The 14,568-nt window shown below is 57.5% G+C and carries 11 protein-coding genes; 10 read left to right on the forward strand and 1 reads right to left on the reverse strand.

Annotation, left to right across the window (positions count from 1 at the left end; genetic code table 11):
- Window position 1 precedes the first annotated feature (1 nt).
- The 6 genes from gltA to sucD all read left to right on the forward strand — a co-directional run bounded on the left by gltA (window position 2) and on the right by sucD (window position 9,238).
- The gene (gene gltA / locus IEX44_RS16315) at window positions 2–1,285 is read left to right on the forward strand and encodes a citrate synthase (RefSeq protein WP_188696372.1); all 1,284 of its coding nucleotides are present in this window, start codon (window positions 2–4) and stop codon (window positions 1,283–1,285) included.
- Between the two features lie 109 nt (window positions 1,286–1,394).
- Window positions 1,395–4,220, forward strand: a complete 2,826-nt coding sequence (locus IEX44_RS16320; protein ID WP_188696375.1) for a 2-oxoglutarate dehydrogenase E1 component — start codon at window positions 1,395–1,397, stop codon at window positions 4,218–4,220.
- A 79-nt stretch (window positions 4,221–4,299) separates the two neighbouring features.
- A complete protein-coding gene (gene odhB / locus IEX44_RS16325; protein ID WP_188696377.1) occupies window positions 4,300–5,547 on the forward strand; it encodes a 2-oxoglutarate dehydrogenase complex dihydrolipoyllysine-residue succinyltransferase in 1,248 nt (415 codons plus the stop codon).
- A 110-nt stretch (window positions 5,548–5,657) separates the two neighbouring features.
- On the forward strand, window positions 5,658–7,091 hold the full coding sequence (gene lpdA, locus IEX44_RS16330) for a dihydrolipoyl dehydrogenase (RefSeq protein ID WP_188696381.1): 1,434 nt from the start codon (window positions 5,658–5,660) through the stop codon (window positions 7,089–7,091).
- A gap of 63 nt (window positions 7,092–7,154) precedes the next feature.
- Window positions 7,155–8,324, forward strand: a complete 1,170-nt coding sequence (gene sucC, locus IEX44_RS16335; RefSeq protein ID WP_188696385.1) for an ADP-forming succinate--CoA ligase subunit beta — start codon at window positions 7,155–7,157, stop codon at window positions 8,322–8,324.
- A gap of 26 nt (window positions 8,325–8,350) precedes the next feature.
- Window positions 8,351–9,238: a succinate--CoA ligase subunit alpha gene (gene sucD / locus IEX44_RS16340; RefSeq protein ID WP_188696387.1), complete on the forward strand. Its 888-nt coding sequence runs from the start codon at window positions 8,351–8,353 to the stop codon at window positions 9,236–9,238.
- Between the two features lie 61 nt (window positions 9,239–9,299).
- Here the strand turns inward: sucD and loiP are convergent, their stop codons facing one another.
- Window positions 9,300–10,049, reverse strand: coding sequence for a metalloprotease LoiP (loiP, locus tag IEX44_RS16345; RefSeq protein ID WP_188696390.1), 750 nt, complete (start codon window positions 10,047–10,049; stop codon window positions 9,300–9,302).
- Between the two features lie 359 nt (window positions 10,050–10,408).
- Here loiP and IEX44_RS16350 point away from each other — a divergent pair, with 359 nt between their 5' ends.
- The 4 genes from IEX44_RS16350 to IEX44_RS16365 all read left to right on the forward strand — a co-directional run bounded on the left by IEX44_RS16350 (window position 10,409) and on the right by IEX44_RS16365 (window position 14,555).
- On the forward strand, window positions 10,409–10,732 hold the full coding sequence (locus IEX44_RS16350) for a hypothetical protein (RefSeq protein ID WP_188696392.1): 324 nt from the start codon (window positions 10,409–10,411) through the stop codon (window positions 10,730–10,732).
- A gap of 54 nt (window positions 10,733–10,786) precedes the next feature.
- Window positions 10,787–11,740, forward strand: a complete 954-nt coding sequence (locus tag IEX44_RS16355; protein ID WP_188696394.1) for a sugar ABC transporter substrate-binding protein — start codon at window positions 10,787–10,789, stop codon at window positions 11,738–11,740.
- 155 nt (window positions 11,741–11,895) lie between these two features.
- Window positions 11,896–13,446, forward strand: a complete 1,551-nt coding sequence (locus IEX44_RS16360) for a sugar ABC transporter ATP-binding protein (protein ID WP_188696397.1) — start codon at window positions 11,896–11,898, stop codon at window positions 13,444–13,446.
- 77 nt (window positions 13,447–13,523) lie between these two features.
- Window positions 13,524–14,555 carry an ABC transporter permease gene (locus IEX44_RS16365; RefSeq protein ID WP_188696400.1) on the forward strand — a complete coding sequence of 344 codons (1,032 nt, stop codon included), beginning with the start codon at window positions 13,524–13,526 and terminating at the stop codon, window positions 14,553–14,555.
- Window positions 14,556–14,568: the final 13 nt, after the last annotated feature.

A 14,568-nucleotide genomic window follows, 5' to 3' on the forward strand; every position in this document is an offset into this window, starting at 1 on the left:
CATGGCAGAAAACAAAGTTACTCTGACTTACACCGGCGGCACCATTGACCTGCCGGTTCAGTCGGGCACGCTAGGTCCCGATGTAGTGGATATCCGCACGTTCTCCAAAACCGGGATGTTTACCTATGACCCGGGTTTCCTGGCGACCGCTTCATGCGAATCTGCGATCACCTTCATTGACGGTGATCAGGGCCAGCTTTACTACCGTGGTTACCCGATTGAGCAACTGGCGGAGCATTCGGATTACCTGGAAACCTGCTACCTGCTGATCTTTGGCGAACTGCCGACTGCAGAACAAAAGGCAGACTTCGTCAAGACAGTCACCCGTCACACCATGGTGCACGATCAGATGACCCGTTTCTTCCAGGGCTTCCGTCGTGACGCACATCCGATGGCCATGATGGTTGGCGTAACCGGTGCTTTGTCTGCGTTCTATCAAGACAGCCTGGACATCAACAACCCGCGTCACCGCGAAGTGACCATGTACCGTCTGATCTCCAAGATTCCGACGATCGCGGCCATGTGTTATCGCTACAGCAAGGGTTTGCCGTTCAACTATCCAAAGAACGACCTCTCTTACGCAGCCAACTTCCTGCAAATGATGTTTGCAACGCCATGCGAAGACTACAAGCCGAACCCGGTGCTGGTTCGCGCGCTGGATCGCATCTTTACGCTGCACGCTGATCACGAACAAAACGCATCGACCTCCACCGTGCGTCTGGCAGGCTCCTCGGGCGCTAACCCGTTTGCATGTATCGCTGCCGGTATCGCATGTCTGTGGGGCCCGTCCCACGGTGGCGCTAACGAAGCCGTGCTGAAAATGCTGGATGAAATCGGCTCGGTAGAGAACGTGCCGGCCTTCATGGAAGGCGTGAAGAACAAGACGCACAAGCTGATGGGTTTTGGTCACCGTGTTTACAAGAACATGGACCCGCGCGCCGCCATCATGAAGAAGACCTGCGACGACGTGCTCAAGGAACTGGGCCTGGAAAACGATCCGAAGTTCAAACTTGCCATGGCACTGGAAAAGATTGCCCTGGAAGACCCGTACTTCATCGAACGCAAGCTCTACCCGAACGTCGACTTCTACTCTGGCATCGTGCTGACCGCGCTGAACATTCCGGTCTCGATGTTCACCGTGATCTTCGCACTGGCCCGCACTGTGGGCTGGATCAGCCACTGGAACGAAATGATTTCCGATCCGGGCATGAAGATTGGCCGTCCGCGCCAGTTGTACACCGGCTCGCCGCGCCGCGATTACGTGCCGGTTGAGCAGCGCAAGTAACACACAAGCTGTAAATAAACAGTAGTACCACGGCCCGCGGGCGCGGGCCGTGTGAAAGACTCCCGGCCGGGCAGACCGGGACAGTTAGAGTGACAGGACACTGGCCATCATGAAACGAGAGCTGGAACAGCTAGCATTGAACTCCCACTTGTTCGGCGGCAATGCCCCCTTTGTGGAGGACTTGTACGAGCAATATCTGGGAGATCCCAACCTGGTCGATCCGGGCTGGCGCACCTACTTCGACAAACTCCAGCAATTGCCTGGCACGACGGCCCGCGACATTCCGCGCGCGCCGATCGAAGAATCATTCCGCCAGTTGGCCCGCCAGCCGCGCGCCATGGCTGTGCATGCTTCGGTGGCTGAGGACTCCGTCTCGCGCAAGCAGGTAGAAGTGCTGCGCATGATGCAGGCCTACCGTCTGCTGGGCAGCCGCAATGCCACGCTGGACCCGCTGTGCCGCATGGACACAGATTACGTCGAAGAACTCGACCCCAAATTCTACGGTTTCACCGAAGCCGATATGGCGCTGACGTTTGGCACCAATATCAAATCGATGGAACGTGCATCACTCTCTGAAGTCATTTCCTTCGCCAAGCAGACTTACTGCGGCAACGTGGGTCTTGAGTTCATGCACATGACCAATTCCGAGGCCCGCAAGTGGGTGCTGGAATACTTTGAAGAGCGTCGCTCCACGCCGTCGTTCAACAAAGAGCAAAAGCTGCGCATCCTCAAGCAAGTGACTGCCGCGGAAACGCTGGAACAGTACCTGCACAAGAAATACGTTGGCCAGAAGCGTTTCTCGCTGGAAGGCGGCGACTCGATGATCCCGGCCATGGATTATCTGGTGCAGATGGCAGGCGAGCAGGGTATTCAGGAAATGGTGATCGGCATGGCCCACCGTGGCCGTCTGAACATGCTGGTCAACATCCTGGGCAAGCAGCCGCGTGATTTGTTCAGCGAGTTCGAAGGTCGCCCGACCACCGAACTGCCGTCTGGTGACGTGAAGTACCACAATGGTTTCTCCGCCGATATCCCGACACCGGGCGGCCCGATTCACCTGAGCCTCGCGTTCAACCCGTCACACCTGGAAATTGTTAACCCGGTGGTGGAAGGTTCGGTGCGTGCGCGTCAACAACGTCGCCAGGACCGCACGGGCGACCAGGTTTTGCCGGTACTGATCCATGGTGACTCGGCCTTTATTGGTCTCGGTACCAATCAGGGTACGTTCAACCTGTCGCACACCCGTGGCTACGGCACGGGCGGTACGGTGCATCTGGTGGTGAACAACCAGATCGGCTTTACCACGTCTGACACGCGTGACACCCGTTCCACACTCTACTGTACCGACATCGCCAAGATGGTCGAAGCACCGATCTTCCACGTGAACGGTGATGATCCGGAGGCCGTGTGTTTTGTGGTGCACGCCGCCATGGAATACCGTCGCGTGTTCAAGAAAGACGTGGTGGTGGATATCGTCTGCTTCCGCAAGCACGGCCATAACGAGGCGGATGATCCGTACCTCACCCAGCCGATGATGTACAAGCGCATTGCCGCTCACCCGGGCGTGCGCCAGAAGTATGCCGACAAGCTGATTCGCGAAGGCGTGGTGCAAGCCGAACAGACCGATGCGCTGATCACTGCCTATCGGGCCGCGCTGGATAAGGGTGAACACGTCGAGCAGACTTCGCTGACCGACTACAAGCGCTCTTACGCCATCGACTTCAGCCGCTATATGGGTACGCACTGGCGTCACCCGGTGGTGACCTCGGTACCGCAAGCCGATCTGGCGCGCCTGACCGAAAAGTTCACCACGGTGCCGGACGGCTTCAAGCTGCACCGCACGGTTGAGAAAGTCGTGGCAGACCGTCGCGAAATGGCCGCAGGTAATCTGAACATTGATTACGGTATGGCCGAACACCTGGCCTATGCCACGCTGCTGACCGAAGGCTATGCCGTGCGTATCTCCGGTGAAGACTCGGGCCGCGGTACATTCAACCATCGTCATGCGGTGTTCCACGACCAGAACCGTGAGCGCTGGGACCAGGGCGTGTACGTGCCACTGCAAAACCTGTCGGAGAACCAGGCGCACTTTGCGGTGATTGACTCCATCCTGAACGAAGAAGCCGTGCTGGCCTTTGAATACGGCTACGCCTCTTCCGCGCCGGATGAACTCGTGATCTGGGAAGCGCAGTTCGGTGACTTTGCCAATGGCGCGCAAGTGGTGATCGACCAGTTCATTGCTTCCGGTGAAACCAAGTGGGGCCGTCTGTGTGGCTTGACCATGATGTTGCCGCATGGCTACGACGGTGCGGGCCCAGAGCATTCGTCTGCCCGTGTTGAGCGTTTCCTGCAGTTGTGTGCCGAACACAATATCCAGGTTGTTCAACCGACTGAAGCCAGCCAGGTGTTCCACATGCTGCGTCGTCAGATGGTGCGCCCGGTCCGCAAGCCGCTGATCGTGATCATGAGCAAGCGTCTGTTGAAGGCCAAGAACGCCGCCAGCCCGATCGAGCATTTCACCAATGGTGAGTTCCGCAATGTGATCGGTGATACGGCCGGTCTGGATGCCAAGAAGGTCAAACGCGTCGTGGTGTGTGCCGGTCAGGTGTATTACGACCTGGATAACGCCCGCCGCGAGCGCGAGATCAAAGACATCGCCATTGTCCGTGTTGAGCAGCTTTATCCGTTCCCGACCGAAGAATTGCAGGCAGAGATGGAGAAATACCCCAATGCCCGCGAAATGGTCTGGGTACAGGAAGAGCCGCGCAATCAAGGTGCATGGCACCAGATCCGTCATCGTCTGGAGAGCGTGACCACCGCCAAGCAAACGTTGCGCTACGCCGGTCGCCCGTCGTCTGCATCGCCGGCCGTGGGTTACATGAGCAAGCACACCGCACAGCTCAAGGCTTTCCTGGACGAAGCACTGACCCTTTAACGCATTCCAAACGCGGCAGGCGCACCATCAACGCCTGCCGCGTCTTGTTACCCACAAGAAATAATTGGAGAAGTAACCCATGATCATTGAAATCAAAGTCCCGCAACTGCCGGAATCCGTTGCTGAAGCCACCTTGTTGCAATGGAAGAAAAAAGAAGGCGAAGCGGTTGCCCGTGACGAAACGCTGATCGACCTGGAAACCGATAAGGTTGTACTGGAAATCCCGGCGCCGCAGGCGGGTGTACTGGTGTCCATCGTCAAGCATGAAGGCGACAACGTGGGCAGCAACGAAGTGATCGCCACGATTGATACCGAAGCCAAGGCTGCAAGCGCGGCCCCGGCACCGGCCGCCGCACCCGCTGCACAAGTGACCGAAGACAAGAAGCGTGTGGCTGAAGCTGCACAAGCCCACGGCGTGGAAGCCTCCGCAGTCGGCTTTGGTACCGCCGTGATGCCGGCCGCCAAGAAGCTGGCTGCTGATGCTGGTGTGGATGCCAGCCAGGTGGCCGGTTCCGGCCGCGGTGGTCGCGTACTGAAAGAAGACGTGCAAGCCGCTATTGCTTCTGGCGCCAAGCCAGCCGCAGCACCGGCACCGGCCGTTCCGGCATATGTGTTGCCGCAGGGCGATCGCCAGGAACAACGCGTGGCCATGAGCCGTCTGCGTCAGCGCGTGGCCGAGCGTCTGCTGGAATCGCAACAAACCAACGCCATCCTCACCACGTTCAATGAAGTGAACATGAAGCCGGTGATGGATCTGCGTAACAAGTACAAAGATCGCTTCGAGAAAGAACACGGCGTGAAGCTGGGCTTCATGGGTTTCTTTGTGAAGGCAGCTGTTCACGCACTGAAGAAGTATCCGATCGTGAACGCTTCGGTTGACGGTAACGAAATTGTTTACCACGGCTACTACGATATCGGCGTTGCTGTGGGCAGCCCGCGTGGTCTGGTGGTGCCGATCATCCGCAATGCGGACCAGCTCAGCCTGGCGGACATTGAGAAGACCATTGCTGACTTCGGCAAGCGTGCCCAGGAAGGCAAGCTGACTGTGGAAGAACTCACAGGCGGCACGTACACCATTTCTAACGGTGGCACCTTCGGCTCCATGATGTCGACCCCGATCATCAACCCGCCGCAATCCGCGATTTTGGGCATGCATGCCACCAAGGAACGCGCTGTGGTTGAGGATGGCCAGGTGGTCGTGCGCCCGATGATGTATCTGGCCCAGTCGTACGATCACCGCATTATCGATGGCCGCGAAGCCGTGCTGAGTCTGGTGGCGATCAAGGAAGCGATTGAAGATCCGTCGCGTCTGATCCTGGATATTTGATCTGAGGTGTGGGGAGGGCGGGGTGCGGTGTAACCCCCGCACTCCCTGGTGCATCACTGGTTCTGGCATGCGGGGTTACACCTCTCCTCGCGTGCTTCACAGGTAAAAACATGGCACAACAATTTGACGTACTGGTCATTGGCGGTGGCCCCGGTGGTTACGTGGCTGCTATCCGCGCTGCGCAACTCGGTTTCAAGACTGCCTGCGTAGACGAATTCAAGAATGCCGAAGGCAAGCAAAGCCTCGGCGGCACATGCCTGAATGTGGGTTGCATCCCGTCCAAGGCACTGTTGGAGTCCTCCGAAAACTGGGAACGCGTGAACCACAAGTTCGCTGCCCATGGCATTACGGTTTCCGGCGCAAAGTTTGATGTTTCCAAGATGCTGGAACGTAAGGAAGGCATCGTCGCCAAGCTCACCGGCGGGATTGGTTTCCTGTTCAAAAAGAACAAGGTCACCAGCCTGTTTGGTCACGGCAAGCTCCTGAGCCGCAATGGCGACAAGTGGCAAGTCGAAGTCGATGAATCGGGCAAGACCGAAGTAGTTGAAGCGACTCATGTCATCATTGCTACCGGTTCCGTGCCGCGTCAGTTGCCAGGTCTGCCGGTCGATAACAAGGTGGTTCTGGATAACGTCGGCGCGCTGGCGATTCCGGATGTCCCCAAGAAGCTGGGCGTGATTGGCGCTGGCGTGATTGGCCTCGAAATGGGTTCGGTGTGGAAGCGTCTGGGTGCTGACGTCACCATCCTCGAAGCTGCGCCGGGCTTCCTGCTGGCTGCTGATGAAGCTGTGGCCAAAGAGGCCCAGAAGATTTTCATCAAGGAACTGGGTCTGAAGATCAACACCGGCGTGAAGATCAACAGCACCAAGGCCGCAGCCAAATCGGTCAAGGTGGAATACACCGACAACGAAGGCAAGGATCACACCGAAACCTTCGACAAACTGATTGTGTCGATCGGCCGTGTGCCCAATACCTGGAACCTGGCTGAGCAAGCTGTTGGCCTGCCGCTGGATGCCCGCGGGTTCATCGAAGTCGACGATGAATGCCGTACCAAACTGCCGAACCTGTGGGCGGTGGGTGATGTGGTGCGCGGTCCGATGCTGGCGCACAAGGCGTCGGAAGAGGGCGTTGCTGTGGCAGAACGCATTGCCGGTCAGCACCCGCATATCGACTTCAACACCGTGCCGTGGGTGATCTACACCAGCCCGGAAATGGCCTGGGTAGGCAAGACCGAACAACAACTCAAGGCCGAAGGCGTTGAATACCGTAAAGGCCAGTTCCCGTTTGGCCCCAACGGCCGCGCACTGGGTCTGGGCGAGACTGCCGGCTTTGTCAAAATGCTGGCAGATGCCAAAACCGATCGCATCCTGGGCGTGCACATCATCGGCCCGTTTGCCTCGGAACTGATTACCGAAGCCGTGGTAGCCATGGAATTCAATGCTTCATCTGAAGACCTGGCCCGCATTGTTCACGCGCACCCGTCCCTCTCCGAGGCCGTTCATGAAGCGGCGCTGGGTGTCGACAAGCGCGGTTTGCATTCGTAATTGCGCGTGAGGCTGGCGGGATGACCGCAAGCCTCACCCCTTACTCCTCACAAGGATTTACCCATGAATCTGCATGAATACCAGGCCAAGGAACTGCTGGCCAAATACGGTCTGCCGGTACAACGCGGCATTCTGGCGGACAGCGCAGAAGCTGCTGCCGCTGCCTACGACCAGCTCGGCGGCAAGTTTGCCGTGGTGAAGGCGCAAGTCCATGCTGGCGGTCGCGGCAAGGCTGGTGGCGTGAAAGTGGTGAAGAGCCGCGAAGAAGCCGCTGAAATCGCCAAAACCCTGATCGGTACCAACCTGGTGACCTACCAGACCGACGCGGCTGGCCAACCGGTTCACAGCGTGCTGGTGTGTGAAGACATGTACCCGGTACAGCGCGAACTGTATCTGGGCGCTGTGGTGGACCGTGGTTCGCAACGCGTTGTGTTCATGGTTTCCACCGAAGGTGGCGTGGAAATCGAGAAGGTTGCAGAAGAAACCCCGGAAAAGATCATCAAGATTGAAGTGAACCCGCTGACCGGCATGCAACCGTTCCAGGCACGTGACGCCGCGTTTGCGCTGGGTCTGGCCGGTGCTCAGGTGAAGTCCTTCGAAAAACTGATGCTGGGTGCGTATCAAGCGTTTGTTGAGAACGACTTTGCCCTGTTTGAAGTGAACCCGCTGGCCTTGCGTGAAAACGGCGAACTGGCTTGCGTTGACGGCAAAATCAACCTGGACTCCAACGCACTGTTCCGTCACCCGGACCTCCTGGCCCAGCGCGACAAGTCGCAAGAGAACGAGCGTGAAGTAAAGGCCTCCGAGTTCGAACTGAACTACGTGGCACTGGAAGGCAATATCGGTTGTATGGTGAACGGCGCCGGTCTGGCGATGGCCACCATGGACATCATCAAGCTCAAGGGTGGCCAGCCGGCCAACTTCCTGGATGTGGGCGGCGGCGCAACCAAAGAGCGCGTGATCGAAGCGTTCAAGCTGATTCTGGCTGATACCTCGGTGAAGGGCGTGCTGATCAACATCTTCGGCGGTATCGTCCGCTGCGACATGATTGCTGAAGCCATTATCGCTGCCGTGAAGGAAGTGAACGTGACCGTGCCGGTCGTGGTTCGTCTGGAAGGCAACAACGCAGAGCTGGGCGCAAAGATTCTGGATGAATCCGGTCTGAAGCTGACTTCCGCCCAGGGCCTGAACGATGCGGCAGAGAAGATCGTCGCCGCCGTGGCTGCCCTCTAATACCGCACGCGTAAAAGGATTCTGAAATGAGCGTTCTTGTAAATAAAGATACGAAAGTGCTGGTGCAGGGTTTCACCGGCAAGAATGGTACCTTCCACGCTGAACAAGCGCTGAAGGTTGGCACCAAGGTGGTTGGTGGCGTGACCCCGGGCAAGGGTGGTTCTGAGCATCTGGGCCTGCCGGTGTTCAACACGATGAAAGACGCCGTACGCCAGACCCAGGCTGATGCCTCCGTCATTTACGTACCGGCAGCCTTTGCCAAGGATTCCATCCTGGAAGCCCTGGACAGCGGCGTGAAGCTGATCGTGTGTATCACTGAAGGCGTGCCGACACTGGACATGCTGTACGTGAAAAAGGCCGTGGATGAAGCCGGCGTGCGCCTGATCGGCCCGAACTGCCCTGGCGTGATCACCCCGGGCGAGTGCAAGATCGGCATCATGCCGTGGCACATCCACAACCCGGGCCGTATCGGTATTGTCAGCCGTTCTGGCACGCTGACCTATGAAGCCGTGGCGCAAACCACCGCGCTGGGTCTGGGCCAGTCCACATGTATCGGTATCGGCGGCGACCCGATCCCGGGTACCAGCCATATCGACGCCCTGAAGCTGTTCCAGGACGATCCGGATACCGACGCCATCATCATGATCGGTGAAATTGGTGGTTCTGCTGAAGAAGAAGCCGCCGAATTTGCCCGTCAATACGTGACCAAGCCGGTGGTGGGTTACATCGCCGGTGTGACTGCCCCGAAGGGCAAGCGCATGGGCCACGCTGGCGCCATCATCTCTGGTGGCAAGGGGACGGCCGAAGAGAAGTTCAAGGCTTTCGAGAAGGCTGGCATTGCGTACACCCGCAGCCCGGCTGAAATCGGCAAGACCATGCATGAACTGTTGAAGTCCAAAGGTATGATCAAGTAATTGGTCTGATGCCGGACACAAAAAAGCCCGCTCTTGCGGGCTTTTTTGTGTCCCACCGAGCTTACTTGCCTGATGCGATCCGGCTCTGAACATGTTTGGCGCGATCGGCAGAGGCGGGGTGCGAACTCATGATACTGCTCTGGCCGCCGTCCAGTTTCGCCAGCTTCTGAAAGCTGCTGACCAGTGCCTGCGGGTTGTATCCCTTGCTCTTCAGAAGGTCGAACGAGTAGTCATCCGCCTGACTTTCCTGTTTTTGCGAGAACTGGGCATTGACCAGTTGCTCGCCCAGATCAGCCAGTTGAGATTTACTTAAAGCACCCACGGTGCCACCGACCGAGCCCGCTGCACCGCGGGCAGCGCTGACGCTATAGGCCACTTGAGCCGCCTTCTTGGTGTGCCCCAGCGCGACGTGGCCAATTTCGTGGCCGAGGACGGCGCGGACTTCGTCATCGGTCATCAAATCCATCAGGCCGCTATAAACCCGCACGCAGCCATTGGCCATCGCCCAGGCGTTGACGTCCTTGGTGAGGTAAACCTTGAAGTTCAGCGGCGCGCCATTCACGCTGGTGGGCAAGCCCTGGCTAACGGTGGCAAGGCGCTTTACATATGTGCTGCTGGCCGGGGCGATCTGGTTCTTGCTGTCCTGATCCTGGCAAGAGGCCACAGACAGTTGCTGGACGTCGCTATCGGTCAGCATGGCCGCTTGAGCGGCAGTTGCACCTGATTGCATAAGCGCGTTGGTATCCATATTGGCGCAGCCGCCCAACAGCAGGGCAGCAACGAGGGCAGGGGCATAGCGGCGGTGTGTCATGTGCAGTTTCCTTATATTGAGCCGGATTGGCATCTTACGGTGAGTTTTGATTGTCACTTGCTGTAGCAAATTTTCCTACCGGGCTTTCCGCAACTAACGCGTAGTCGTTTGATTTTTTGTAGGTTTTTGTCAGTGATTGAAGGGCTTGCCGAAAGTCCGGTGGATTTTTGTATCAGGGTGCAGGCCAGGCCAGGCCATTGCGCGTTTAATGGCCGCCCCGAACCCGGCTGTATCTTGATGACCTTGCTGTTGCAAAAATGTACTGACCGCCAGGTGGCTACGGAACGACCAGCCTACCGTTCGTCTTTGCGCCTTGTTTGCGCATGGTTTGTCCTGTGGGCTGCGGTAGATGTTTGTTTTTGGCAATTACTTACACATTTGCGCAAATTTTATCTTTGAAAATCACGAAAAAACAATCAGTTGTCATTGCTGTGATTCTCAAATGTCATAACTTTGTTTGTCAGGAAAATCCAGAAATATGCACCAACATGGTGATTTTATGGCAGAAACGGCTGAGGAAATCGCACTTGGTTAGTGCGTTGCAATACGAAATGCAGTTGACGACAGCGGGTGAAATGAACGTAAATTGTAGTGCGCAAACGTTTGCTACATACGGTACTGCCAGTCCGTATCCGATAAAACTTGCGCATGTTTTTTATCTGTTTGCGCAAACGTTTGCTTGATCGAAAACCAATTCAAATCACGCGTAGTACATATCGATGATGAGGAGTCCCAGCATGAAACATAATTTCCGTCGTCTGGCCGCGATGACTATTGCAGTTACCGTTGCTGCCGTGTTGCCGATTTCCAGCGCTTACGCCGCTGATGCGCACAAGCCCAAGGTGGCGCTGGTGATGAAATCTTTGGCTAACGAGTTCTTCCTGACCATGGAAAACGGGGCGAAGGATTATCAGAAAGCCAATGCCGCCCAGTTCGACCTGATCACCAACGGGATCAAGGACGAGACCGATACCGCCAACCAGATTCGTATCGTCGAGCAGATGATCGTCTCCAAGGTCGATGCCATCGTGATCGCCCCGGCGGATTCCAAAGCCCTGGTGCCCGTGGTGAAGAAGGCCGTTGATGCCGGCATTATTGTTGTGAACATCGACAACAAGCTCGACAACGATGTGCTTAAGTCCAAGAACCTGAATGTGCCGTTTGTAGGCCCGAATAACCGCGCGGGTGCCAAGCAAGTGGGCGACTACCTGGCCAAGAAGCTCAAGGCGGGCGATGAAGTCGGTATCCTGGAAGGTGTGTCGACCACCACGAACGCTCAGCAACGTACCGCTGGTTTCAAGGATGCGATGACCACTGTGGGTGCCAAGATTGATTCCGTGCAATCGGCCGAGTGGGAAATCGACAAGGGCAATAGCGTTGCCGCTGCCATGCTGAACGAATACCCGAACATCAAGGCGCTGCTGGCTGGTAACGACAACATGGCCATTGGTGCTGTGTCTGCCGTGCGCGCTGCAGGCAAGCAAGGCAAGGTGATCATCGTTGGTTATGACAACATCAACGCCATCAAGCCGATGCTGGCCGATGGCCGCGTACTGGCCACTGCGGATCAGTTTGCTGCCAAGCAAGCTGTTTTCGGTATTGATGTTGCCCTGAAGGCGATCAAGGATCACAAGAAACAAGCTGATCTGGCTGGCGCGGTAGAAACGCCGGTGCAACTGATTACCAAGTAATCAAGCAAGACCATCACGGAGCGGCTGGTGTGATCACTGGCTGTTCAAGGCAAGCCGGGCGCGCGGTCCCCATGCTGCGCGCCCGGAGCCAAACCCGATCCGGTGCCACGGTGCTGGCAAGCCAGCAGGGTTCTGGCTCATAACAGGACAAGATCATGTCGTCTGATCGTGAAATCATGGCAGTAACAGGTGTTGGCAAGGATTACGCCACCACCGTGCTGGCCGATGTCAGCTTGCAGCTGTTTGCAGGCGAAGTACTGGCGCTGACGGGCGAAAACGGCGCGGGCAAAAGTACGCTTTCCAAGATTATTGGCGGGCTGGTAACGCCCACACATGGCCAGATGAACTATCTGGGCCAGCCGTATGCCCCGCAAAGCCGCACTGCAGCTGAAGACGCCGGTGTACGTATGGTGATGCAGGAACTCAACCTGCTGCCCACTTTGTCGGTGGCAGAAAACCTGTTCCTGAACAAATTACCGCGCAAGGCCGGCTGGATTTCCCGTCGGCAGTTGCGCGAAGATGCCCGTCGCGCCATGGCGAAGGTCGGGCTCGATAGCATTGATCCAGATACGCTGGTAGGTGATCTGGGGATTGGTCATCAGCAAATGGTGGAAATCGCCCGCAACCTGATTGGCGAATGCCGCGTGCTGATCCTGGATGAACCCACCGCCATGCTGACCGCGCGGGAGGTGGATCTGTTGTTTGACCAGATCGCCATCCTGAAAGCGCGTGGTGTGGCGCTGGTGTATATCTCGCACCGCCTCGAAGAACTGGCCCGCATTGCCGACCGCATTGCCGTGCTGCGCGATGGCCGTCTGGTCTGTGCCGATGACATCAACCGCTACACCAGCGATGAACTGGTGACCTTGATGGTCGGCCGCGAGCTGGGCGAGAAGATCGACTTTGGCGTTCGCAATATTGGCGCGCCGATGCTGGCGGTGCAGGGGATGCGCCGCGGCAATGTAGTCCGCGATGTCTCGCTGGAAGTGCGTAGTGGTGAAATCTTTGGCATCAGCGGGTTGATCGGCGCTGGCCGTACCGAGTTGATGCGCTTGATCTACGGCGCAGACAAGGCCGATGCAGGCACGATCCAGATCGGTAACCCGTTGCGCACCGTCACTATCAACTCGCCGGTCGATGCCGTGCGTGAAGGCATTGCGCTGATTACCGAAGACCGCAAAGGCGAAGGGCTGCTGTTACCCCAGTCGATTGCCGCGAATGTGTCGCTGGGCAATATGGATGCAGTCTCGAAGCATGGGATCATCGACAACCAGAAAGAAACGGCCCTGGCACAGCGCCAGATTGCTGCCATGCGTATTCGTACTTCCGGTGCAGCACAGGCAGTCCAGGAACTCTCTGGCGGTAACCAGCAGAAGGTGGTGATCGGCCGCTGGCTGGAACGCGACTGTGACGTACTGCTATTTGATGAGCCCACGCGCGGGATCGACATCGGCGCCAAGTTCGATATCTACGCCTTGTTTGGCGAACTGGCCCGTAAGGGCAAGGCGTTAGTGGTGGTCTCGAGTGACTTGCGTGAACTCATGCTGATTTGTGATCGCATTGCCGTGCTCTCTGCCGGCAAAGTCACCGGCACGTTCGAACGCGATACATGGACGCAAGACGCCATCCTCGCCGCGGCATTTGCCGGTTACCAGACACGCGACCGGATGCTGGCGGATGGCCATGCCGAACCCGCCAGCGCATAACGCTTCAATACAACAACCACATTGCAAAACCAGGATGCAGACCACGCAGACACTGCGTGGTGACAGGAGTGGATTAAATGACTGACCAACAAACCAACGCCGTGGCTCCGGACGCACCAGCGCCCGTTGCTGCGCCGGCGACTGCGCTGCCCAATAACAACGGCGGCCTCATTCGCGGCTTGAGCACCTATCTGGGCCTTGCTGGCGCATTGATCGCCATGATTGCGCTGTTCTCGGTGCTCAGTTCGCACTTTTTTACGTATGACACCTTCAGTCTGATTGCCAACCAGATTCCTGATCTGGTCGTCATGGCGGTCGGCATGACTTTCATTCTGATTATTGCCGGGATCGATCTCTCGGTCGGTTCTGTGCTGGCTCTGGCGGCTTCGGTCGTCAGTGTGGCTGCACTCAAGTATCAGATGGGGCCCTGGTCGTCGGCGTTGTTGGGTATGGCCGCCGCCGCCGTGGCAGGGGCATTGACCGGTACGGTCACCGTGGCGTGGCGCATTCCATCGTTCATTGTGTCGCTGGGCGTGCTGGAGATCGCGCGTGGTCTGGCGTACCAGTTGACCAACTCGCGCACCGCTTACATTGGTGCACAATTTGATTGGCTCTCCAACCCGATCGCCGTCGGTATTTCGCCCGCTTTCCTGATTGCTGTGGCCGTCATGGTCATTGCGCAACTGGTACTCACCCGCACGGTATTTGGCCGTTATCTGGTCGGCATTGGTACCAACGAAGAAGCTGTGCGCCTTGCCGGTATCAACCCCAAACCCTACAAGCTGGCAGTGTTCGCACTGATGGGCTTGTTGTCTGGCCTGGCGGCGCTGTTCCAGATTTCCCGCCTGGAAGCGGCTGATCCGAACGCGGGTCAAGGCATGGAACTACAAGTGATCGCCGCGGTGGTGATTGGCGGCACCAGCTTGATGGGGGGCCGCGGCTCGGTGATCGCTACCTTCTTTGGCGTGCTGATTATCTCGGTACTGGCTGCTGGCCTGGCCCAGATCGGGGCAAACGAGCCGACCAAACGCATTATCACGGGTGCAGTGATCGTGGTTGCCGTGGTGCTGGACACCTATCGTAGCCATCGCGCAAAAAAGCGCGGTTGATCAGCAGAAAAAC

This window comes from Silvimonas amylolytica (assembly GCF_014645555.1).
Lineage (GTDB): Bacteria > Pseudomonadota > Gammaproteobacteria > Burkholderiales > Chitinibacteraceae > Silvimonas > Silvimonas amylolytica.

Coding starts and splice junctions, on each gene's coding strand:
- gltA (WP_188696372.1), top strand. CDS start 2: ATGGCAGAAAACAAAGTTACTCTGACTTACACCGGCGGCACCATTGAC.
- IEX44_RS16320 (WP_188696375.1), top strand. CDS start 1,395: ATGAAACGAGAGCTGGAACAGCTAGCATTGAACTCCCACTTGTTCGGC.
- odhB (WP_188696377.1), top strand. CDS start 4,300: ATGATCATTGAAATCAAAGTCCCGCAACTGCCGGAATCCGTTGCTGAA.
- lpdA (WP_188696381.1), top strand. CDS start 5,658: ATGGCACAACAATTTGACGTACTGGTCATTGGCGGTGGCCCCGGTGGT.
- sucC (WP_188696385.1), top strand. CDS start 7,155: ATGAATCTGCATGAATACCAGGCCAAGGAACTGCTGGCCAAATACGGT.
- sucD (WP_188696387.1), top strand. CDS start 8,351: ATGAGCGTTCTTGTAAATAAAGATACGAAAGTGCTGGTGCAGGGTTTC.
- loiP (WP_188696390.1), bottom strand. CDS start 10,049: ATGACACACCGCCGCTATGCCCCTGCCCTCGTTGCTGCCCTGCTGTTG.
- IEX44_RS16355 (WP_188696394.1), top strand. CDS start 10,787: ATGAAACATAATTTCCGTCGTCTGGCCGCGATGACTATTGCAGTTACC.
- IEX44_RS16360 (WP_188696397.1), top strand. CDS start 11,896: ATGTCGTCTGATCGTGAAATCATGGCAGTAACAGGTGTTGGCAAGGAT.
- IEX44_RS16365 (WP_188696400.1), top strand. CDS start 13,524: ATGACTGACCAACAAACCAACGCCGTGGCTCCGGACGCACCAGCGCCC.